21 protein-coding genes are annotated in these 20467 nt (G+C 66.7%); 13 read left to right on the top strand and 8 right to left on the bottom strand.

All coding sequences use genetic code 11. The features are described from left to right. The first annotated feature begins 22 nt into the window (after window positions 1-22). Genes VG543_RS02595 through VG543_RS02585 form a run of 3 tightly spaced genes read left to right on the top strand, consistent with a single transcriptional unit; the run spans window position 23 to window position 3041 of the window. On the top strand, window positions 23-1708 hold the full coding sequence (locus tag VG543_RS02595; protein WP_423177650.1) for a GMC oxidoreductase: 1686 nt from the start codon (window positions 23-25) through the stop codon (window positions 1706-1708). Continuing rightward, window positions 1708-2283: a gluconate 2-dehydrogenase subunit 3 family protein gene (locus VG543_RS02590; RefSeq protein WP_423177648.1), complete on the top strand. Its 576-nt coding sequence runs from the start codon at window positions 1708-1710 to the stop codon at window positions 2281-2283. Before VG543_RS02595 ends, VG543_RS02590 begins: the two co-directional genes overlap by 1 nt. Next, complete coding sequence (locus VG543_RS02585) at window positions 2268-3041, top strand: 3-keto-disaccharide hydrolase (RefSeq protein ID WP_233653129.1); 774 nt, start codon at window positions 2268-2270, stop codon at window positions 3039-3041. The genes VG543_RS02590 and VG543_RS02585 overlap by 16 nt, the downstream gene beginning before the upstream one ends. Before the next feature lie 8 nt (window positions 3042-3049). Here VG543_RS02585 and VG543_RS02580 read toward each other — a convergent pair whose 3' ends face one another. The 5 genes from VG543_RS02580 to VG543_RS02560 are packed head-to-tail and all read right to left on the bottom strand — an operon-like array spanning window position 3050 to window position 7679. Continuing rightward, on the bottom strand, window positions 3050-3346 hold the full coding sequence (locus tag VG543_RS02580) for a c-type cytochrome (protein WP_233653128.1): 297 nt from the start codon (window positions 3344-3346) through the stop codon (window positions 3050-3052). 18 nt (window positions 3347-3364) lie between these two features. Next, complete coding sequence (locus tag VG543_RS02575; RefSeq protein ID WP_206621306.1) at window positions 3365-4225, bottom strand: sugar phosphate isomerase/epimerase family protein; 861 nt, start codon at window positions 4223-4225, stop codon at window positions 3365-3367. Window positions 4226-4244: 19 nt separating this feature from the next. Further along, the gene (locus VG543_RS02570; RefSeq protein WP_423177646.1) at window positions 4245-5369 is read right to left on the bottom strand and encodes a Gfo/Idh/MocA family protein; all 1125 of its coding nucleotides are present in this window, start codon (window positions 5367-5369) and stop codon (window positions 4245-4247) included. A 12-nt stretch (window positions 5370-5381) separates the two neighbouring features. Continuing rightward, the gene (locus tag VG543_RS02565) at window positions 5382-6599 is read right to left on the bottom strand and encodes a nucleoside permease (RefSeq protein ID WP_134730415.1); all 1218 of its coding nucleotides are present in this window, start codon (window positions 6597-6599) and stop codon (window positions 5382-5384) included. Window positions 6600-6626: 27 nt separating this feature from the next. Continuing rightward, entirely contained in the window at window positions 6627-7679 is a 1053-nt protein-coding gene (locus VG543_RS02560) for a sugar phosphate isomerase/epimerase family protein (RefSeq protein ID WP_423177645.1), read from the bottom strand. Between the two features lie 95 nt (window positions 7680-7774). Between VG543_RS02560 and VG543_RS02555 the strand changes: the two genes are divergently transcribed. The 10 genes from VG543_RS02555 to VG543_RS02510 all read left to right on the top strand — a co-directional run bounded on the left by VG543_RS02555 (window position 7775) and on the right by VG543_RS02510 (window position 18052). Beyond that, on the top strand, window positions 7775-8782 hold the full coding sequence (locus tag VG543_RS02555; protein WP_058980811.1) for a LacI family DNA-binding transcriptional regulator: 1008 nt from the start codon (window positions 7775-7777) through the stop codon (window positions 8780-8782). Window positions 8783-8896: 114 nt separating this feature from the next. Further along, window positions 8897-9949: a sensor domain-containing diguanylate cyclase gene (locus VG543_RS02550; protein WP_019659361.1), complete on the top strand. Its 1053-nt coding sequence runs from the start codon at window positions 8897-8899 to the stop codon at window positions 9947-9949. 116 nt (window positions 9950-10065) lie between these two features. Then, on the top strand, window positions 10066-11091 hold the full coding sequence (locus VG543_RS02545; protein WP_019659360.1) for an AI-2E family transporter: 1026 nt from the start codon (window positions 10066-10068) through the stop codon (window positions 11089-11091). A 162-nt stretch (window positions 11092-11253) separates the two neighbouring features. Beyond that, entirely contained in the window at window positions 11254-12996 is a 1743-nt protein-coding gene (locus VG543_RS02540; RefSeq protein WP_423177644.1) for a diguanylate cyclase, read from the top strand. A 225-nt stretch (window positions 12997-13221) separates the two neighbouring features. Then, complete coding sequence (locus VG543_RS02535) at window positions 13222-13653, top strand: pyridoxamine 5'-phosphate oxidase family protein (RefSeq protein WP_026346954.1); 432 nt, start codon at window positions 13222-13224, stop codon at window positions 13651-13653. 94 nt (window positions 13654-13747) lie between these two features. Next, window positions 13748-14332: an NMCC_0638 family (lipo)protein gene (locus tag VG543_RS02530; protein ID WP_058980816.1), complete on the top strand. Its 585-nt coding sequence runs from the start codon at window positions 13748-13750 to the stop codon at window positions 14330-14332. A gap of 184 nt (window positions 14333-14516) precedes the next feature. After that, window positions 14517-14984 (top strand): DUF2975 domain-containing protein, encoded by a 468-nt coding sequence (locus VG543_RS02525; protein WP_026346953.1) that lies wholly within the window; start codon window positions 14517-14519, stop codon window positions 14982-14984. Further along, window positions 14984-15208, top strand: a complete 225-nt coding sequence (locus VG543_RS02520) for a helix-turn-helix domain-containing protein (RefSeq protein WP_019659355.1) — start codon at window positions 14984-14986, stop codon at window positions 15206-15208. The genes VG543_RS02525 and VG543_RS02520 overlap by 1 nt, the downstream gene beginning before the upstream one ends. A 43-nt stretch (window positions 15209-15251) precedes the next feature. Then, on the top strand, window positions 15252-16793 hold the full coding sequence (locus VG543_RS02515; protein WP_019659354.1) for a TerC family protein: 1542 nt from the start codon (window positions 15252-15254) through the stop codon (window positions 16791-16793). 122 nt (window positions 16794-16915) lie between these two features. Next, window positions 16916-18052, top strand: a complete 1137-nt coding sequence (locus tag VG543_RS02510; RefSeq protein WP_423177642.1) for a metallophosphoesterase — start codon at window positions 16916-16918, stop codon at window positions 18050-18052. A 135-nt stretch (window positions 18053-18187) separates the two neighbouring features. Here the strand turns inward: VG543_RS02510 and VG543_RS02505 are convergent, their stop codons facing one another. From VG543_RS02505 to VG543_RS02495, 3 genes are read right to left on the bottom strand one after another with little or no spacing between them, the layout of a single operon-like run. Continuing rightward, window positions 18188-18826, bottom strand: a complete 639-nt coding sequence (locus VG543_RS02505; RefSeq protein ID WP_423177641.1) for a ferric reductase-like transmembrane domain-containing protein — start codon at window positions 18824-18826, stop codon at window positions 18188-18190. A gap of 14 nt (window positions 18827-18840) precedes the next feature. Beyond that, window positions 18841-19611 carry a DNA-binding domain-containing protein gene (locus VG543_RS02500; RefSeq protein ID WP_233653119.1) on the bottom strand — a complete coding sequence of 257 codons (771 nt, stop codon included), beginning with the start codon at window positions 19609-19611 and terminating at the stop codon, window positions 18841-18843. Next, entirely contained in the window at window positions 19604-20449 is an 846-nt protein-coding gene (locus tag VG543_RS02495) for a DUF692 domain-containing protein (RefSeq protein WP_423177639.1), read from the bottom strand. Before VG543_RS02495 ends, VG543_RS02500 begins: the two co-directional genes overlap by 8 nt. Window positions 20450-20467 lie beyond the last annotated feature (18 nt).

Here is a 20467-nt window from a genome sequence, read left to right as displayed (position 1 = left end):
TATCCACCCAGGTGAGAGACCCATGGCAGATAATCACTACGACGCCATTGTTGTTGGCTCGGGAATCAGTGGCGGCTGGGCAGCGAAGGAGCTGACCGAGAAGGGCCTGAAGGTCCTGATGCTGGAACGCGGGCGCAACATCGAGCACGTCAAGGACTACGTCAACGCGATGAAGGAGGCGTGGGATTTCCCGCACCGCAACCGGCCAACGCAGGCAATGAAGGCCGCGTTCCCGGTGCTGATGCGCGACTACGGGCTGGCTGAGAACCTGGAAGGGATGTGGGCCAACGAGCAGGACTCGCCCTACATCGAGACCAAGCGCTTCGACTGGTTCCGTGGCTACCACGTCGGTGGTCGTTCCTTGATGTGGGGGCGGCAGAGCTATCGCTTCTCCGATCTGGATTTCGAGGCCAACCTCAAGGACGGCATCGCCACCGATTGGCCAATCCGCTATGCCGACATCGCGCCGTGGTACGACCATGTAGAGAGGTTCGCCGGCATTGCCGGCACGCGCGAAGGACTGGACGTGTTGCCGGACGGCGAAGTCCTGCCGCCGATTCCCTTGAACATCGTCGAGAAGGATGTGGCCGCGCGGATCAAGAAGGCCTTCGGCGGAACACGGCACATGATCCACTCGCGCACTGCCAACATCACCCAGCCGATGCCCGAGCAGGGCCGCGTGAACTGCCAGTACCGCAACAAGTGCATCCTGGGCTGTCCCTTCGGTGCCTATTTCTCGACCCAGTCGGCGACGCTGCCGGCGGCGATGAAGACCGGCAACCTGACCCTGCGGCCGGTCTCGATCGTCAAGGAAGTGCTCTACGACAAGGACCGCAAGCGTGCGCGCGGCGTGGAGGTCATCGACGCCGAAACAGGCCAGACCTACCAGTACACGGCCAAGGTCATCTTCCTCAATGCATCGTCCTTCAACTCGACCTGGCTGCTGATGAATTCGGCGACCGACGTCTGGGACGGGGGGCTGGGCTCTTCGTCGGGTGAGCTCGGGCACAACGTGATGGACCATCATTTCGGTGCGGGCGCCTCGGGCCGGGTCGAGGGCTACGAAGACAAGTACTACTTCGGTCGTCGTCCCTGCGGTTTCTACATTCCGCGGTTCCGCAACGTGGCCGCCGACAAGCGCGGCTACCTGCGCGGGTTCGGTTACCAGGGCGGTGCCAGCCGCACCGGCTGGTCGCGCGAGATCGCCGAGCTGAACATCGGTGCCGACCTGAAGGAAGCGCTGACCGTGCCGGGCGACTGGCGCATCGGCATGACCGGGTTCGGTGAGATGCTGCCGCACCACGACAACACGATCCGCCTGGACCGCGAGCGCAAGGACAAGTGGGGGCTGCCGGTGCTGGCGATGGACGTGTCCATGCGCGCCAACGAACTGGCGATGCGCAAGGACATGGCCGCCGATGCCGCCGAGATGCTGGAGGCGGCAGGGGTCAAGGACGTGAAGATGCACGACAACGACTATGCCCCGGGCAAGGGCATCCATGAGATGGGGACCGCGCGCATGGGACGTGATCGGAAGAGCTCGGTGTTGAATGCACACAACCAGGTCTGGGATGCGCCCAATGTCTATGTGACCGACGGTGCCTGCATGACTTCCAGCGCCTGCGTGAATCCCTCGCTGACGTACATGGCGTTGACGGCGCGTGCCGCCGACCATGCGGTGCGCGAACTGAAAGCGGGGAACCTCTGATGGATCGCCGCGAACTGCTGAAGATGATCGTCGCCGCCACCGGTGCGGCCATGGTCGGCCTGCCTGCGCTGGTGCAGGGCAAAGCGCCAGCGGCCGGGGCGATGGCCGCGTTCTCCGATGCCGATATCGGCACGCTGGACGAGATCGCCGAGACCATCCTGCCGCGGACCCGGACACCCGGGGCGAAGGACGCGGGCGCCGGTGCCTTTATGGCGACGTTCGTCAGCGACTGCTACACCGCTCGCCAGCAGGCGGTGTTCCGTGCCGGCCTGGCCGACATCGACAAGCGTGCCGGTGGCCGCTTCCTGTCGCTCACGCCGGAGGCACGCACCGCGTTGCTGCGTACCCTGGATGCCGAAGCCAAGGCGCGCAATGCCGATGTGACCGAGACCGGTACGCCAGAAGAAGGCGAGGCGATGCCGCATTACTTCACGATGATCAAGCAACTGGCCATCTTCGGCTTCTTCACCTCCAAGGTCGGTGCGACCGGGGTGCTGCAATACGTCGCTGTGCCGGGACGTTACGACGGCGACCTTGCCTACGTTCCCGGTACGCCTGCATGGGGGACCAGCTGATGGACGACACCTGGATGATCCGCGCTCTGCTGGGCACCGCCGGCCTGCTTGCCGCTGCGACGGCATTCGCACAGGACGGTGCCGATGCTGCGCGTGACCCGAAGAAGACCGAGGTGTGGACGCCGGTGCCTGCGGTGGTGGCCACGCCACCGGGCAAGGCACCGTCGGACGCCATCGTGCTGTTCGATGGCAAGGATGTCTCGGCCTGGGAGGCGGAGCAGGGAGGGCGTGTACCCTGGAAGGTTGCCGATGGCGCCATGACCGTCGTTCCGGGCAGCAAGGGCATCCGCACCAGGCAACGCTTCTGCGATATCCAGCTGCATGTCGAATGGCGTACCCCCACCGAGACGAAAGGCTTCGACGGCCAGAACCGGGGCAACAGCGGCATCTTCCTGCAGGAACTGTATGAGTTGCAGGTGCTCGACAGCTACAACAACCCGACGTATGCCAACGGCCAGGCGGGGTCGATCTACAAGCAGGCGATGCCGTTGGTGAACGCCTCGCGCGCACCGGGGCAGTGGCAGGCCTACGACATCATCTGGAAGGGACCGCGCTTCTCTCCGGGCGGTGGGCTGCTCTCGCCGGCGCGCATCACGGTGCTGCACAACGGTGTTCTGGTGCAGGACGATACGGCTGTGGCGGGCAGGACCGAGTACCTCGGTCCTCCCTCCTACTCACCGCACGGATGTGCGCCGCTCTACCTGCAGGAGCATGACTCGAAGGTCAGTTACCGCAACATCTGGGTGCGCGAACTGTAGCTGCACGACTACTTCACCAGGTAACTGGCGAGGTCGTCGATCTCCTGCTGCGACAGCTGGGCAAAGGGCGGCATCAACCCGCCGCCCTTCCTGATTCTGTCCTTGACCTGGGCGGGCTGAAGCCGCTTGCCGACGTCGGTAAGCGCCGGGAAGGTCGGCGGTACGCCGGCGCGTTCAGCACCGTGGCAGGCAGTGCAGTGCTGGGCGTAGAGTTTCGCGCCAGCGGCGGGATCGTCCTTGGCCCAGGCTGCGGCTGCATGGCTCACGCCGCCCAGGGCTACGGCCACTGCCAGGATCATTTTCATGGGGAACTCCTTCATGCGTCAGTGCCGTGCACGGGCGGGCACGTTGGGCAGGTGTTCACGCAGGTAGTCCGCGCCGGCCTGGATGACCTTGGCCGGATCGCGTGGCTGGTCGTGTTCGACGATGTACCACTGCACGCCAGCGGTGGCGGCGGCCGGCAGGATCGCGTTCCAGTCCAGCACGCCCTGGCCGACCGCAGCGAAACCACCTTCGTCTTCGGCCTGGCCCTTGGGTGCATTGTCCTTGGCGTGTACCGCAAAAACGTGACCGCGGAACTTGCCAAGCATCACCGCCGGGTCCAGTCCCGCTCGCGCGACCCAGGCCAGGTCCAGTTCGGTCTTCAGATCGGGTCCGGCCGCTGCGAACAGCAGCTCCAGCCCGGTCTGACCGTCGAAGTCGGCCAGCTCGAAATCGTGGTTGTGATAGGCCAGCTGCATGCCCTTGCCGCGCACCTGTCTGGCGATCCGGCCCAGCTCCTGGCCCAATGCGGTCCAGCCGGCGGCATCGCGCGGACGGTCCTTCTGGTCCAGGTAGGGCACCACCAGTGTGGTGTTGCCTATCGAGCGGTTGAAGGCCACCACGCCATCGAGGTTGTCGCGCAGCTCGGCCAGCTGCACGTGCGACGAAACCGCCCTGATCGAGTACCGGTCCAGCAGTCGCTTCAGTTCCGGAGCGCTGACGTTCTGCGTTCCGACGGTCTCCACCGCGCGCACGCCCGCGTCGTGGACGATTTTCAGCTGCTGGTCGAGCGAGCCTGCATTGCGCAGGGTGTACATCTGCACCGCGATCGGCTTCTGCGTGGTGGCCGCTTCGTCTGCGAAGGCGGGCAGGGCAGCGAGCAGCAGGATGAGACCTGCACTTCTACGGAAAAGAGCTTTCATCAACAGTTCCTCGCGGGATTCAACCGATGGCGGTCCAGGCGCGTGACCTGGCCGATGCAATGACGCGATCGACGATCCGCGCCGAGCGCAGGCCGTCTTCGAAGGTGGGCAGGCCTTCGAAGCGCTCGCCGTCAACGGCACGATAGGTGTCGGCGACGAACGCTTCGAAGCAGTGGCCGTAGCCCTGGGCATGCCCCGCTGGCAGCGGCGACAACCGGCGCTGTTCGGCACTGCCGGCACCCGGGCCGCGCACGAAGATTTCCTCGCGCTGCTCGGGCCGGCCGATCCACAGCCGCTCGGCATCCTCCTGGTTGAACGCCACGCTCGCATTGGCGCCATCGATCTCGAACCAGAGCCGGTTGTGGCGTCCGGCCGAGACCTGGCTGACCGTCAATGACGCCAGCGTGCCGGCGCCGGTCCTGAACATCGCTGCGGCCACGTCCTCGCTCTCGACCGCCTGCCTTGCGCCGCCTGTCGCCGGCGTGCTGAAGCTCTGGCCAGTGGTGGCGCTGCGCTCGGCGATGACCGTGGCGAACGCCGCGCTCGCTTCGGTGAAGCGTTCGCCACTGACCCATTCCACCAGGTCACACCAGTGCGAGCCGATGTCGGCGAACACGCGCGACGCGCCGCCCAGCGCCGGGTCAACCCGCCAGTTGTTGCTGGCCGGGTCCAGCAGCCAGTCCTGCAGGTAGCTGCCATGGATCAGGTGCAACGGCCCAAGTTCACCCTGCGCGATGCGTGCACGCGCCTCGCGGACCACCGGGTGGTAGCGGTAGACGAAGGGGACGGTGGCAACCAATCCGGTCGAGGCAGCCAGCGCCGCGAGCGCCCGTGCATCGTCCACCGTCGTCGCCAACGGTTTCTCGCAGATCACGTGCTTGCCGGCTTCCAGCGCGGCCTGCGCCATCACGCGGTGCAGGTGGTTGGGCGTGCAGATGTGCACGACCTGCACCTGGGGGTCAGCGACGACGTCATCGATATCGCGATAGGCGTGCGGGACATTCCACGCGTGTGCCACCTCGCTCGCGCGCTGCGGCGACGAGGCCAGTACGCCGCGTACCGCGGCGCCCGCCAGCAGTGCCGCGCGGCGATGCACCGCGCCGATCATGCCGGTACCAACGATGGCGATTCCAAGCGGGGGCATCGTCCGGTCTCCTCAGGGTGTGTACGGCGCTGCAGCAGCTGCCGGGCGGTCGCGGAACAGCAGCAGGAAGGCGATCAGCACCACCAGTGCAACACCGGCCGGGAACAACCAGATCTGTTGCCAGTCCGGGCCTGCTGCGGTGGTGAAGTGCTCCACTACGGCACCGGACAGGAAGGTGCCGATCAGCATGCCCACGCCGTAGGTGGCCAGGGTGATGAAGCCCTGTGCGCTGCTGCGCGCGGCGGGGCCGGCATGGGCGTCGGTGTAGATCTGGCCGGTGACGAAGAAGAAGTCGTAGCAGATGCCGTGCAGCACGATGCCGATCACCAGCAGCGGGAAGCCGCCACCGGCATCGCCGAAGGCGAACAGGGCGTAGCGCACCACCCAGGCGGCCATGCCGACCGCCAGCATGGTCTTCACCCCCAGCCGCACGAACAGGAAGGGCATGGCCAGCATCAGCAGCACTTCGGACACCTGGCCCAGCGACTGCAGGCCGGCGGCGCCCTGCACGCCCAGGTCGTTGAGATACGGATTGGTGAAGTTGTAGTAGAACGACAGCGGAATGCAGATGGCGATGGAGGCCAGGAAGAACACCAGATAGGCACGCGATTTCAGCAGCCGCAACGAATCCAGCCCCAGGATCTGTCCCAGCCCGGCCTCGCGCTGCTGCGCCAGTGGTGGCGTGTGCGGCAGGGTGAACGCATACAGGCCCAGCACCAGCGATGCCGCAGCCGCCATCCGGAACGTCAGTTCAAGCCGATGCGCCTGTTCCCAGCCCAGCCAGCCGATCAGCACGCCTGCGACGATCCAGCCGACGCTGCCGGCCACGCGTACCAGCGGGAACTGCTTCTCCGGCGATTGCATGTGCCGCATCGCCACGCTGTTGGCCAGGGCCAGCGTCGGCATGAACAGCAGCATGTAGCCCATGACGCACGCGGAAAACACGCTGAAACTGGTGGCGGTGGAAGCCAGCCACATCAGCACCGCGCCAGCCAGGTGCAGTACTGCCAGGATGCGCTGCGCCGCGAAATAGCGGTCCGCGATCAGGCCGACCAGGAAGGGTGCCACGATGGCGCCGATGGACTGGCTGAGGAACGCGGTTGCCACTTGGCTCGCGCTGGCCTGCAAGGGGCCCTGCACAAGGTACGTCCCCAGGGTGACGAACCACGCCCCCCAGATGAAGAACTGCAGAAACATCATCGCGCCCAGGCGCGACATCGCGTGCGTCATGGCTTGCCCTCCCGGGGCGGAAATGGTTCAGATTCCCAGCATGCGGTGAAGTGATTCCAGATCCGTGCCGCTCCCGGCAAAATCGTCGAAGGCGCGTTCGGTTACATGGATGATGTGATCGCGGATGAAGGCGGCGCCCTCGCGTGCACCGTCTTCCGGGTGTTTCAGGCAGCACTCCCATTCCAGTACCGCCCAGCCCGGGAAGTCGTACTGCGCGAATCTGGAGAAGATCGCCTTGAAGTCGATCTGGCCATCACCGAGTGAACGGAACCGGCCCGGGCGATCGATCCAGTCCTGGTAGCCGCCATACACGCCGCTGCGCGCGCTGGGCCGGTACTCCGCGTCCTTCACGTGGAAGACGCCGATGCGCGCGTGGTAGCGATCGATGAAACCGAGGTAGTCCATCTGCTGCAGCAGCAGGTGGCTGGGGTCGTACAGGATCTTCGCGCGCGGGTGGTGATCGACCACGTCAAGGAAGCGCTCGAAGGTTGCGCCATCGTGCAGGTCCTCGCCCGGGTGGAGCTCGAAGCACAGGTCCACGCCACAGGTGTCGAAGACATCCAGGATCGGTCGCCAGCGGCGGCCGAGTTCGGTGAAGGCTTCTTCCACCAGGCCCGGCGGGCGCTGCGGCCACGGATAGAAATAGGGCCAGGCCAGTGCGCCGGAGAAGGTGGCATGCGCGGCCAGCCCCAGGCGCTGGCTGGCCTGAGCCGCCAGCCGCAGCTGCTCCACCGCCCACGCCTGGCGCGCCGGCGGGTTGCCGCGCACGTTCGCCGGGGCGAATCCGTCGAACAGGCTGTCGTAGGCAGGATGGACGGCGACCAGCTGCCCCTGCAGATGGGTAGACAATTCGGTGATCTGAAGGCCGTAACCGGCCAGCATGCCGGCAATATCGTCGCAGTACGCCTGGCTGCGTGCCGCCTCGGCCAGATCGAACAGGCGGGGCGCGGAGGTGGGAACTTGTACGCCAGAATAGCCCAGACCCGCGGCCCATCCGGCCAGCGTGTCCAGCCGATCAAAAGGAGCTGTGTCGCCGATGAACTGCGCCAGGAACAGCGCTGGACCCTTGAGCGTCTTCAACGTGATTCGCCCTCGATGCAATCGATTGCATTATCCTAGCAGGGGCGCACGCAGGACCTGTTGTGCACTGCACAGCGGACGGGAGAACTAACGCCATGGCCACCATCTACGACATCGCAAAGCACGTCGGCGTCTCCGCCGGCACGGTGTCGCGGGCACTGTCCCGGCCGGACAAGGTCCTGCCGGCCACCCGTGCGCGCATCGAGCAGGCGGCCGCCGCGCTGGGCTATGTGCCCAACACGGTGGCCCGCACGCTCAAGACCCACCGCAGCGGCAAGATCCTGGTCACCGTCCCGGACATTGCCAATCCGTTCTTCGCCCAGATCCTGCAGGGCGCGGAGGACGCAGCGCAGGCGGTCGGCTACGCGGTGCTGCTGGGGGATACCCAGCATCAACCGGACCGCGAGGAGCGCTACGCGCAGATGCTCCGGCGCAACGAGGCCGACGGCATGATCGTGCTGGGGCATCGCCTGCCACCTACGGCGCGTGACATCGTTGAGCAACGCGGTTCCGCCGCACCGGTGGTCAACGGCTGTGAATTCGATCCCGCACTGGGGATTCCCAGCGTCCACATCGACAATGCCGCCGCCGCGCGCACGGTGATGGAACACCTGTATGGACTGGGACACGAACGGATCGCGGTGGTGGGAGGCCCCCCCGACAATCCGCTGCACCAGCAACGGATGGAAGGGGTCCGGGCGGCGGGCAAGGCGCGTGGGCGCCTGCGCCAGCTGAACATCATGCCGGGTGACTTTTCGGTGGAGTCCGGCCATGCAGCTGCGATGTCGATGTTGGCCGTCGCGCCGGTGCCGACTGCGGTCTTCTGTTTCAGCGACCAGATGGCGTTGGGCACTCTCGCTGCCTGCCGGGAGCTGGGCATCCGCGTGCCGGAGGACCTGTCCATCGTCGGCTTTGACGACCTGGCCTCCTCGCGCTACCTCACGCCGCCGCTGACGACGATCAGGCAGCCGATGCGGCAGATTGGCGAGCGCGCGGTCAACCTGCTGCTCGCCATCATCGAACAGGTCGATGTGCCGCTGCAGCAGACGCTGGAGTTCAGCTTCATGCTGCGCGGTTCCACGGCGGCCCCCAGGGGCGGGTGAACACCGCGCCACGGGGCGCCGCCTTGATCCCGGATTGACGCGAACCTGTCAGACTCACCGGCAGCCAGCCCGGCAAGGGCCGTGGCAGCAGGTGCGATCGCGCAGGAGGGGGCAATGCCATTCTTCACCGATTCGGCGGAAGGCGCGGTCGAAGGCATTGGCGCGGCACGTCGCATCGGCTGGATGCGTTTTGTCGGCAATGGACTGGGGGCGATCCCCATCGCGTCGATCATCCTCGAACGGCAGAATGGCGGATGGGCGTGGGTCCTGCTGCTGCTCAACGCGCTGGCGTGGCCCGCGCTGGCGCTGCTGCTGACCCGGCGCTCCCGCCAGCCGGCGCGCGTCCAGTTCCGCTGCATGGTGGCCGATTCCCTGTTCGGCGGCGGCTGGATCGCATTCATGGCGCTCAGTGCCGTGCCCAGCGCGCTGTTTGCCGCGCTGCTGGTGGCCGACAAGATCGCAGCCGGTGGCGTGCGCCTGGCGACGCGCGCCACGTTGGCGCTGCTGCTGGGCTTCGCACTCACCTGGTGGGCGCTCGGCTTCCCATTCCAGCCGGTGACCTCGCAACGCACGATCATGCTGAGCATCCCGTTCCTGTTCGTGTATGGCATCGGGCTGAGCATTCTCAGCTGGCAGCTGGCCCGTCGGGTGAAATCGCAGAACCGCCAGTTGAAGCGGCTGAGCCGGATGGACCCGCTGGTGGAGCTGGCCAACCGCGGCTTTCTGATCGTCCGCGCGCAGCAGGCACTGGACAAGGCGCAGGGTCAGGGTGGTTTCGCCTGCCTGCTGATGCTTGATGTGGATGACTTCAAGCGCATCAATGACTCGCATGGTCATCGTGCCGGGGACGAAGTGCTGCGCCATATCGCGTCCACCCTGCGCGCCTTCGCCCGGCCCGGTGATACCCCTGCGCGGCTGGGAGGCGACGAGTTCGTGGTGCTGCTGCACGACTGTGCGCCCATCGATGCGATGCAGGTGGCCGAGCGGGTCCGCCTGCACCTGCTGGAAGCAGCACGGCAGGCAACACCGGGCATCGAGTTCAGCGTCAGCATCGGCATCGCGGCAACGCCGCGCGGTGGCAGCGTCGAGGACTGGCTGGCACTGGCCGACCGTGCGCTCTACCACGCCAAGCGCCAGGGCAAGAACAACGCCAGCTATGGCGAATAGTGGGCCGGGGGCGGTGGGCATACCGCAGAACGAGGGCGTAGCGCTCGTCCATGCTGTACCCGGAATCATCGCCACCAATCCTCTACCATGGGCCACCCCGCCCGGACGCACCGCCCATGCAAGACGCCCTCGTTGCACAGCCCAAGCCCCCCGTTGCGCGGATCGCGGCGTGGTTGATGATGTTGCTGGGCATGTGGCTGGCGTTGAAGCTGGGCCTGGTGGTGACCCTGCTGTCGGGGCTGCTGGTGTTCCAGCTGACCCACGTGCTGGCCTCCACCGTGGAAGGCAAGCTGCCGCCGGGACGAGCGCGGGCGATCGCGGTGATCGTATTGTCGGCCATCATCATCAGCGCGCTGGTATTGGCCGGCATCGGCGTGGCCTCGTTCTTCCGCAATGAGACCGGCGGCCCGGACGCGCTGCTGGCGCGCCTGATGGAGATCCTCAATACCTCGCGGCACCAGGTGCCGGCGCTGCTGCAACCCTACATTCCCGAAGACATGCCGGCGCTGCGCGCGGCGCTGAACGACTGGGCCGCCGAGCACCAGCGCCAGCTGGGCGTGGCCGGTACCTCGGTGGTGCAGGTGGGCGTGCGCGTGCTGATCGGCATGGTGCTGGGTGCGATGATCGCGCTGTACGACGAACTTCCCGTGCCCAAGATGGGGCCGTTGGCGCAGGAGCTGATCGGGCGCACCAGCCGCCTGGCCACCGCATTCCGCCAGGTGGTGTTCGCACAGGTGAAGATCTCGCTGCTCAACACCGTGTTCACCGCGATCTTCCTGCTGGGCGTGCTGCCGCTGTTCGGTGTGCACCTGCCGCTGTCCAAGACCCTGGTGTTGATCACCTTCGTCGCCGGCCTGCTGCCGGTGGTGGGCAACATCATTTCCAACACGATCATCACCATCGTTGCGCTGTCTGTCTCGTTCTACGTGGCAGTGGCGGCGCTGCTGTACCTGATCGTGATCCACAAGCTGGAGTACTTCCTCAATGCGCGCATCGTCGGCGGTGAAATCCAGGCCCGCGCCTGGGAGCTGCTGCTGGCCATGCTGGTGATGGAGGCGGCGTTCGGCCTGCCCGGCCTGGTGGCGGCGCCGGTGTTCTATGCCTACGTGAAGCGCGAACTGGTCGACCAGCGCTGGATCTGACCCGGCGTAACCTGTCGCATCTGATCGGCTGGCGTCGGGGCGCCGGCATTGTCGGCGCGTTCGCGCGCGCTGCGCTATATCCCCCCTCGCGGATGGGGCGGCACTGGCTTGGCGCCGCCGGAGCCGGTCGCTACAGTGAGCCGCACTTCAGGGGAATTCTGCATGGCCGGCAAGGTATCGCCCATCAGGTTGCGGACCTGGGTCTGGATCCTGGCTGGGCTGTTTGTCGTGTGCACGTTGCCGTTGATGGCCATCGCCCTGGTCCAGGGAACACTGCGCTACACCGACGCCGAAGGCAACCTGGCCAGCCTGCGGCAGCTGCGGCAGACCTTCGATCTTGCCAACCTGGCTTCGGCCGAGCGAGGCCCGGCCAACAGCCTGCTGGGGGCTGACCCGGCCGATGCCGCCGAACAGGCACGGCTGGCTGCGCAGCTGGCCGTCGCACGCCAGCGGGTCGACACTGCCCTGCTGCAGCTGGAGACCGTGTTCAAGGATGACCCGGGCGTGTACGACGAGCATCGCCTGCTGGCCAGCGCGCAGCGTCGCCTGAAGTCGGCGCGGGCTGCGGTCGATCATGTCGCGGCGCAACCGCATGACGCACGCCGTGTGGAGGAGGTGGAGCGTGCGATCAGCGGCATGTTCGCGGTGGTTGATCGCCTGCATCTGCTGACCTCGGCGCAGATCAACGCGCTGGTCAGTGCCGACCGTGAGGCGGCGATTCCGGCAATGCAGGGCCAGCTGTTGTTCGATCTTCGCGAGCATGGTGGCCGCCTGGCCTCGAACGTGATGGCGCCGGTGGCGGTACCGGGGGCGTGGCGCGAGGAACAGGTGCGCGCTGCGCTGCAGACCGAGGGCCGCCTGCTGGAGCTGTGGCGGTTGGCGAGCAGCCACGAGTCGGTGTTCCGCAGCGACCCGGAATTGTCCTGGCACTGGGACATGGCGCGGCGGCAGCTCTTCGGTGAGTCACTGCCGATGATCGAGCAGCTGATCGAGGATGGCCGCCGTGGCGTGCCGCCGTCGTGGACCGCCGCCGCGTTCACCAATCGCTACGTGCCGACCCTGCAGTCGCTGGAGGCGCTGCGCGATGGCTACCTGAGCGTGTCCATCGCCCGCTTCGAACGCAGTCGCAACCGTGAGGCCATGCGCCTGGCCGTGCTGGTGGCGACCGCGCTGGGCACGCTGGTGGTGCTGGGCATGGCCCTGCGCATTGCCCACCTGCAGATCCTGCAGCCACTGCTGCAGGCGCAGCAGCAGGTGATCCAGCTTGCCTCGGATACGCCCGGTCCGGAGGAGAATGTCACCCACCCGCTGGCCGAGATGCAGCGCCTGTTCGATGCCATCGAAGTGCTGTGCGAGAAATCGCGCGAGCGTTCGACGTTGACCAGCGAGCTGCGCCAGCTGGCCGGTACCGACCAACTGACCGGGCTGTTGAATCGGCGCGCGCTGGATGAGGTGGTGCAGCGGAGACATGCGGGGGGCGAGGCAAGCGCCGTGGTGATCCTGCTGGACGTGGATCGCTTCAAGGCCATCAACGATGGCCATGGCCATGAAGCCGGCGACGAAGTGCTGGTGCAGGTGGCGCAGTTGCTGCGGCACCACCTGCGGCGCAGCGACAACATCGCCCGCTATGGTGGCGAGGAGTTCCTGGTGCTGCTGGCCGACGGTGATCTGGCCGGCGGGCGCCAGCTGGCTGAATCATTGCGATTGGCGCTTCAGCAGATGGACATCGCGCTGGCCGGGGGCATCGTGCTGCGCGTGACCGCCAGTTTCGGGGTGGCCAAGGGCGGCACCGATGCGCTGGGCTGGCGCAGCCTGCTGCGTGCCGCCGATGCGGCCATGTACCAGGCCAAGGCACAGGGGCGTGACCGGGTACGGGTGGCGGGGGACGGTCGCATCACGCGCTGATGGCACGCGTCAGCCAATGCGTGCATGCACCCGTCGCAGCGTCTGCAGGATCGCCCGACGCGCGGGCGTGCAGCTGCTGCAAACGCAGGTGGTGTGGTGAGCAGCGCGTCACGCACGCGCCACGCGCCCTATCTCGTTTTCTGTGAAGAAGTCGCCATGGACCTTCCACGCTTCGGTCACCGCTCTGCGCAGACGCTGGGATTCCACTTGATGAAGGACGACACCATGACCCAGCTCACCCTGCCAGAACTGGCCAGGAAGATGGCCGACATCGATTTCACCATGCTGCAGACCCGCGCCGGCGGAGAAATTGCCGGTCGTCCGATGAGCAACAACGGTGACGTGGACTACGACGGTGACAGCTGGTTCTTCACCACGGAAGACACCGACATGGTGCACGAGATTGAGGCTGACCCCGCCGTTGCGCTGGGTTTTTCCGGCAGCAAGTCGCTGCTGGGCAAGCCGCCGTTGTTCGTGCACGTGCAGGGAAGGGCGGCGCTGGTGCGCGATCGCGCTGTGATGCGCGAGCACTGGGTGAAGGATCTTGAGCGCTGGTTCGAGCAGGGCGTGGATACACCGGGGCTGGTGCTGATTCACGTGCGCGCCAGCCGCATCCACTATTGGGATGGCGAGGACCAGGGCGAAATGGCCGTCTGACCCGGCAGCGGGAGGCTGGCGGCCATCGCGGCCATTGCGCGGCGCGCCAGGCCTTTGCCATCCTCCCCGCTGTTTTCCGTAGCGTGGAATCCCGATGCGTCCTGCGTTCTTCTGGCTGGCTTTGGCCCTGCTGCCCACACTGGTGGTGGCGCAACCCGCGCGTGCGCCCAAGGCCAAGGCCCCGGCGCAGGATCCCTTCAGCGAGCTGTTCGATACCGCCTGCATGCAGCACATCGGGGCCCCGGCGCGGTTGCAGTCGCTGATGGAATCCAATGGGCTGTCGCCGCTGCAGCCGGCCGAAGCCGCCACGCTGTTGCAGGGGCAATCGGGCGTGGCGTGGATGGTGCCGCTGGCCAGTGGCCGCTATGCGGTGAGCTGGGCTGACGATGGAACGTGTACGGTCTACGCCGAGAAGGCCGACGCGGCGGTGGTGCAGAAGGGGTTTGCCCGGTTGGTGCAGGCCGCACCGAAGCCGTTGCAGGTACGGTCGCTGCCAGGGCGTGGGCCACTGTCGGCCGATCAGGTGGCCATCCAGTACGGCTGGGCTACGCCGGGGCAGGGCAAACTGCAGGTGCGCTTCCGCCTGGTCACGCGGCAGGCGGCCGAAGCCGGGGTGCAGGCCATGGCCTCGGCCGCCCCTGGCGAAGCGATGCAGGCACAGGGCGCACCTGGGCCCTGACAGGGGCGATGCTCGCGATTCAGCCTTTCACGCGGCATGTGATATATCGTTTATCGATAAATCCACCCCGGGGCGGCGAGGCCACCCCAATGCCGGAGGCCGCTTGACCGCTCGTCCCGCCCGCGCCAGACCCGCGCGAGGCTTGTTCACCCTGGCCCTGGCGGCCGTACAGGCCGTCAGGGCGATGTGCTGGCTGGGCATCCTGGCCGCGCTGCTGGCCGTGCCGCTGGTCGCCCACGACCGCCGCTGGCTGCTCGACAGCGTGCATGACGCTGCGGCTGTCGCCGCGCATGGCAATGACCTGTTCCTGCATTTCTGCCTGGGCCTGGGCGCGATCGTCGCGCTGCTGGTGCTGTGCCTGATGTTCCTGCGCCACCTGCTGCGGCTGCTGAAGTCGGCGGCGCGCGAGCGGCCGTTCACCCACGCCAACGCACAGCGCCTGCAGCGCATGGCCTGGCTGATGCTGGCGATGGAGCTGCTGTCGATCCTGATCGGCGCCTACGCGGCCTGGATGGGCCCGGATTTCACCTGGATGGAGGTCGGCGGTGGCATGTCGATCACTGGCTTGGTGGCCGTGCTGATGCTGTTCGTGCTGGCGCGCGTGTTCGCCGTGGGCGCAGCGATGCGCGATGACCTCGACGGTGTCATCTGATGGCAATCGTCATTACCCTGGACCGCATGCTGCAGGAAAGGGGCATGACCCTGTCCGAGCTGGCCGGGCGCATCGACATCACCCTGGCCAACCTGTCGATCCTGAAGACCGGCAAGGCGCGCGCCATCCGCTTTTCCACCCTTGATGCGATCTGCCGCGAGCTGCAGTGCACGCCCGGTGACCTGCTCGGGCACGACCCGGCGCAGGCACATGACGCTGACTGAGCGGTCGCTCTTTTCCCTTATCTACTGACGAAACGGACCTGAAATGGAATGGTTGGCTGACCCCTCGATCTGGATGGGCCTTGCAACCCTGGTCGTGCTGGAGATCGTTCTCGGCATCGACAACCTGGTGTTCATCGCGATCCTTGCCGACAAGCTGCCGCCGCACCAGCGTGACCGCGCGCGGGTGATCGGCCTGGCGCTGGCCTTGCTGATGCGGCTGGTGCTGTTGGCCGCACTGGCCTGGATCATGAAACTGACCGCGCCGCTGCTGACGCTGTTCGACCACAGCTTTTCCGGGCGTGACCTGATCCTGCTTGGCGGTGGCCTGTTCCTGCTGTTCAAGGGCACCATGGAACTGCACGAACGGCTGGAAGGCCGCGAACACCACGAGGACGGCAAGAAGGTCTACGCCAGCTTCGCAATGGTGGTGGCGCAGATCGTGGTGCTCGACGCGGTGTTCTCGCTGGACTCGGTGATCACCGCGGTCGGCATGGTCGACAACCTGGGTGTGATGTATGCGGCCGTGACGATCGCCATGGCGCTGATGCTGCTGGCCAGCAAGCCGCTGACCCGCTTCGTCAACAAGCATCCCACCGTGGTGGTGCTGTGCCTGGGCTTCCTGCTGATGATCGGCTTCAGCCTGGTGGCCGAAGGACTGGGCTACAAGATCCCCAAGGGCTACCTGTACGCGGCGATCGCCTTCTCGATCCTGGTCGAGGCGTTCAACCAGTGGGTGCGTTTCAACCGCGAGCGCAACGAGCGCCGCCTGCCGTTCCGCCAGCGCACCGCCGATGCCGTGCTGCGCATGCTGGGCGCGCGCCCGGCCAATGGTCACGACGATGAAGGGGGGGATGGGCAGGTGGACACTGCAGAGCGCTTGCAGCCGGCCGAACACGAGATGATCCGCAGCGTGCTGGGCCTGGCCGATCGCCCGGTGTCGAGCGTGATGACGGTGCGTGCCGACGTGCAGTGGATCGACCTGGCGCGTGGGCAGGAGGATGTGGTGGCACGCCTGGTGGCGTCGCCGCACACCCGCCTGCTGGTGGGTGAGGGTGACCTGGACAGCCTGCGTGGCGTGGTGCAGAGCCGCGACCTGCTGGCCGACCTGCTGCAGGGGAGGCCGCTGCAGTTGGAGGGCAACCTGCGCGAGCCGCAGTACGTACTGTCCAGTGCCAGCGCGCTGCAGGCGCTGGAACTGATCCGCCAGCACCCGGTGCCGTTGGCGGTGGCGGTGGACGAGTACGGCAGCGTGGAAGGCCTGGTGACCGCCAACGACCTGCTGGCGGCCATTGCCGGTGACCTGGTCGATACCCAGGACGAGCGCTATGGCGTGGTCGCGCAGGGCGAGGACCAATGGGAGGCCGACGGTGCGCTGACTCTGGACGACCTGCAGCGGCTGGCCGGCGTATCGCTGCCGCGCAGTGCCGACTACATGACCATCTCCGGGCTGGTGCTGGAGCAGTTGGGTCGGCTGCCGGACATCGGCGATGTGGTGGAGGTGGCGGGTGTGCGCATCACCGTGCTGGCGATGGAGAAGCGCCGCATCGCCCGCCTGCGGGTGCAGCGCCTCGACGGAATGGCCTGACCCACCTGTTGATGTAGAGCCGAGCCCATGCTCGGCTGCATGTTGAGAGGCCGAGCATGGGCTCGGCTCTACACAACGCCGCCCGCAGCCGTCACCATGGCGGCCCCCACTTTCCCTCCCGGATGGTTGCAGTGCTGAGTACGATCGGTTTGTTGATGGGCCTGTATGTGGCCTGGCGCCTGTTCTGGCCACTGCGCATGCCCCCCTGGCAGAAGGTCGTGCTGTCGCTGCTGCTGGTGGGCGTAGCCGTGCAGCTGCGTATCGTCGCCACGTTCTGGGGCACGATGGCCTCGCCCGAGATTCCGAAACTGGCCATCGCCACGCTGGCTACCGGCTCCACGGCGGTGTTGCTGTTGGCGTTGCTGATGCTGGCGATGGATGCGGGCCTGCTCGCGTCCCGCCTGCTGCGCTGGCCACGTGCGGTAGCCGCATTGCGCACGCGGCGCTTGCGGCCGGCGGCCGGCGTGCTGGCGCTGCTGGTCAGTGGTTATGGTGTCAGCCAGGGCATGGCGGTGCCTCATGCCCGGCAGATCGAGGTGAGCATTGCCGGGCTGCCAGCGGCGTTCGACGGCTATCGCGTGCTGCAGCTGACCGACATCCATGCCAGCCGTCTGCTGACCGGCGACTGGGTGCGTAGAGTGGTGACCGAGAGCAACGCGCTGAAGCCGGACCTGATCGTGATCACCGGCGATCTGATCGATGGCAGCGTCGAGGCCCGTCGCGACGACGCGCGTCCGTTGGCCGATCTGCAGGCGCCGGACGGCGTCATTGCCATCACCGGCAACCACGAGTACTACGCGCAGTACCAGGCATGGATGCAGGCGTTCCGCGCGCTGCACATGCAGGTGCTGGAGAACAGCCACCTTCAGGTGCGACGCGGTGATGCGGCGCTGACCATCGCTGGCGTCACCGACCCGGTGGCGGCGCGTTATGGCCTGCCGCTGCCGGATCTCCAGGCTGCACTTGAGGGTGCCAATCCGTCCGCACCGGTGATCCTGCTCGATCATCGCCCACGCAATGCGCGTGAGGCCGCTGCGCGCGGTGTGAAGCTGCAGCTGTCCGGGCATACCCACGGCGGGCAGATCATCGGCATGGACCAATTGGTGAAGCGGGCCAATGGTGGCTTCGTCTCCGGCCGCTACGACGTGGATGGGATGACCCTGTACGTGAGCAATGGCGCTGGCCTGTGGGCCGGATTCCCCGCGCGCATCGGGGTGTCCTCGGAAATCACCCTGATCACGCTGCGCCGCGCCCCGTGACCTGAAGTGGGGCATATCCCTTTCCGCAGGGAATTCGCTGCCTATCGTGCTGGGATCCCTCTGTAGAGCCGAGCCCATGCTCGGCTGAGCCAGGGGCAGCCGAGCATGGGCTCGGCTCTACAGGTAACCGCCTCCTCAAGAACTCCGCAGCGGTGGCCGCGCATGCGCATTGCGCCGCAGCGACTGCGCCCGCTTGGCGATCGCACGCACCACGACAGCGGTGAAGAGCAACGCGGAGGGTACCGCGTACCAGAAGTTGCCGGGCACGCGCTTGAAGTACGAATAGGTGAACACTGCGGCGATGATCCACATGCCGGTCACGTGCAGGCGACGCCACACGGTGGGGCCCATGCGGCGGGCGATGCCACGATGCGAGGTGATGGCCAGGGCGAGGATGGCTACATAGCCGATCGTGCCCGGCAGGTTGGCCAGGGCCGAGCGTGCCGGCCAGAACGCGGGGTTGAGTATGCCGAAGGCGGTGATCGCCACCGCATGCAGCAGGTGCGAGAACGCGAATGACAGGCCGATGATGCGCCGCTCGCGCAACATGTGCTGGGTGAACGGGCCGGGCAGCAGGCTGGCGAACGACGATGCGGTGAACGCGGCCAGGAAAAGCAGGAACGACGTGCGTGCAGTGACCCGGATCGCCGCGCGGCTGCCCTCGACCACGTCGGGCTGCAGGGTGAACGCCGCCAGTGCGGCGGCGATCAGGACCACAGCCATGGTCACGAAAAGGCGCCAGCCGTGCAGGAAGGAAGTGTTGGAAGCAGCCATGATCAAACCTCGAATCAGACAGGGGTAGTGCCGGCCGCTGGCCGGCAGTCGCAGAACCCGGCCAGCGTGACCAGCACGCCGGCCGCGCATAGTTCGCCCAGCAAGGGCGTGGCCACCACGCGCAGTTCGTCGGCGGCCACGCCATGCGCATCGGCCAGTGCGTTCAGCGCGTCATCCACGTGGGTACCGTCATCAGCGAAGGCCGACAGCAGCGCATACGCCAGTGGTGCCAGTTCCTCGACCTGCAGCTGGTAGTCCGCCAGGCGGCGCAGCAGCAGAAGCGTCGGCTCGCTGGCGGCGGCATCGTCCAGCGCGGCGTCCTCATGCACCGGCCACCGGTAGCCCAATACCCGCACCAGCGGCGACAGCGCCAGCACATCGCTGCCCGCCGGCATGGACTGCAATGAATGCCCGGCATCACGTGCCTCGATGTGCAGCGTCTGCTGCGTGCTTTCGTAGTGCGCCAGTTCCGCCGCCCAGCCGGGCAGCGCGAACGCATACTGCACAGCCAGCCACGCAGCGAACTCGCTGGCGATCTGCGGGAACAACGGGGTATGGCAGACGTGATGTGCGTAGTAGTGCTCGACCAGACCGCGCCAGCGCGCTTCGCCCAGCTGTTCCAGCAGTCGCGGCAGGCTGCCTGCCAAAAGGGTGTCCAGGCTGTCGATGCACAGGCGGCGGTAGACCGCCATCCGCCGTGCCTCGACGCCATCGGGCGCAGGCATTGACGGGTCCCGTACATGATCGGCCCAGCGCCGTTGCACGATGGCCAGCGACTCAGCCATGGGCCACCTCCTGCCAACGTGCCTCAACCTGCGCCTGGCGGATGTGCGCAACCTCGGCCAGCAACTCCGCCAGCGGCGGAAAGTTGAAGTCGCGTTCGAGCAGCGTGGGGCGCACGCCCAACCGCGCATAGGCCTCGCGCAGGAGCGCCCAGACCACGCCTTTCACCGGCGCCCCATGGGTATCGATCTTGAAGCCGTCGTCTTCATCGAAGTGGCCAGCTACGTGCAGCGAGGCGACACGGTGGGACGGCACGCGGGCCAGGAACTCGAAGGCGTCGTAACCGTTGTTGCAGGCATTGACGAAGACGTTGTTGACGTCCAGCAGGAGGTCGCAGTCGGCTTCGGCGAGCACGGCGTTGATGAAGTCGATCTCGCTCATGTCCGCGCCGGCAACGGCGTAGTAGGAAATGTTCTCCACGGCGATGCGTCGGCCCAGCATGTCCTGCACCTGGGCGATACGGCCGGCGACATGGTGAACGGCCTCGGCGGTGAACGGCAGTGGCAGCAGGTCGTAGACATGGCCACCGGCGGCGCAGTAGCTCAGGTGGTCGCTGTACAGCTGCACCTGGTGCAGGTCGAGGAAGGCACGGGTCTGTGCCAGCAGGGTGCGGTCCAGCGGATCAGGACCGCCCAGCGACAGCGACAGGCCGTGGCAGGTCAAGGGGTGGCGCTCGCTGAGTTGGCGCAGCACGGCGCCGTGTGCACCGCCGACGCCGATCCAGTTGTCGGGGGAGACTTCGAGAAAGTCGATGGCACCGGCCGGCATGGCCAGCAGTTCGTCGATCAGGCCACGGCGCAGGCCAAGACCGGCGGCATGGGTGGGCAGGGGCAGGGACATGGCGGATGCTCCACAGAG

Origin of the sequence: Stenotrophomonas sp. CASM101 (genome assembly GCF_049384845.1) — a bacterium.
GTDB classification, from domain to species: Bacteria; Pseudomonadota; Gammaproteobacteria; order Xanthomonadales; family Xanthomonadaceae; genus Stenotrophomonas; species Stenotrophomonas hibiscicola.
This window is presented reverse-complemented; position numbering and strand designations above follow the sequence as displayed.

Excerpts from the sequence above, each read along its gene's own strand:
- VG543_RS02595 (WP_423177650.1), top strand. The coding sequence starts at position 23 with ATGGCAGATAATCACTACGACGCCATTGTTGTTGGCTCGGGAATCAGT.
- VG543_RS02590 (WP_423177648.1), top strand. The coding sequence starts at position 1,708 with ATGGATCGCCGCGAACTGCTGAAGATGATCGTCGCCGCCACCGGTGCG.
- VG543_RS02585 (WP_233653129.1), top strand. The coding sequence starts at position 2,268 with ATGGGGGACCAGCTGATGGACGACACCTGGATGATCCGCGCTCTGCTG.
- VG543_RS02580 (WP_233653128.1), bottom strand. The coding sequence starts at position 3,346 with ATGAAAATGATCCTGGCAGTGGCCGTAGCCCTGGGCGGCGTGAGCCAT.
- VG543_RS02575 (WP_206621306.1), bottom strand. The coding sequence starts at position 4,225 with ATGAAAGCTCTTTTCCGTAGAAGTGCAGGTCTCATCCTGCTGCTCGCT.
- VG543_RS02570 (WP_423177646.1), bottom strand. The coding sequence starts at position 5,369 with ATGCCCCCGCTTGGAATCGCCATCGTTGGTACCGGCATGATCGGCGCG.
- VG543_RS02565 (WP_134730415.1), bottom strand. The coding sequence starts at position 6,599 with ATGACGCACGCGATGTCGCGCCTGGGCGCGATGATGTTTCTGCAGTTC.
- VG543_RS02555 (WP_058980811.1), top strand. The coding sequence starts at position 7,775 with ATGGCCACCATCTACGACATCGCAAAGCACGTCGGCGTCTCCGCCGGC.
- VG543_RS02550 (WP_019659361.1), top strand. The coding sequence starts at position 8,897 with ATGCCATTCTTCACCGATTCGGCGGAAGGCGCGGTCGAAGGCATTGGC.
- VG543_RS02545 (WP_019659360.1), top strand. The coding sequence starts at position 10,066 with ATGCAAGACGCCCTCGTTGCACAGCCCAAGCCCCCCGTTGCGCGGATC.
- VG543_RS02540 (WP_423177644.1), top strand. The coding sequence starts at position 11,254 with ATGGCCGGCAAGGTATCGCCCATCAGGTTGCGGACCTGGGTCTGGATC.
- VG543_RS02535 (WP_026346954.1), top strand. The coding sequence starts at position 13,222 with ATGACCCAGCTCACCCTGCCAGAACTGGCCAGGAAGATGGCCGACATC.
- VG543_RS02530 (WP_058980816.1), top strand. The coding sequence starts at position 13,748 with ATGCGTCCTGCGTTCTTCTGGCTGGCTTTGGCCCTGCTGCCCACACTG.
- VG543_RS02525 (WP_026346953.1), top strand. The coding sequence starts at position 14,517 with ATGTGCTGGCTGGGCATCCTGGCCGCGCTGCTGGCCGTGCCGCTGGTC.
- VG543_RS02520 (WP_019659355.1), top strand. The coding sequence starts at position 14,984 with ATGGCAATCGTCATTACCCTGGACCGCATGCTGCAGGAAAGGGGCATG.
- VG543_RS02515 (WP_019659354.1), top strand. The coding sequence starts at position 15,252 with ATGGAATGGTTGGCTGACCCCTCGATCTGGATGGGCCTTGCAACCCTG.
- VG543_RS02510 (WP_423177642.1), top strand. The coding sequence starts at position 16,916 with ATGGTTGCAGTGCTGAGTACGATCGGTTTGTTGATGGGCCTGTATGTG.
- VG543_RS02505 (WP_423177641.1), bottom strand. The coding sequence starts at position 18,826 with ATGGCTGCTTCCAACACTTCCTTCCTGCACGGCTGGCGCCTTTTCGTG.
- VG543_RS02500 (WP_233653119.1), bottom strand. The coding sequence starts at position 19,611 with ATGGCTGAGTCGCTGGCCATCGTGCAACGGCGCTGGGCCGATCATGTA.
- VG543_RS02495 (WP_423177639.1), bottom strand. The coding sequence starts at position 20,449 with ATGTCCCTGCCCCTGCCCACCCATGCCGCCGGTCTTGGCCTGCGCCGT.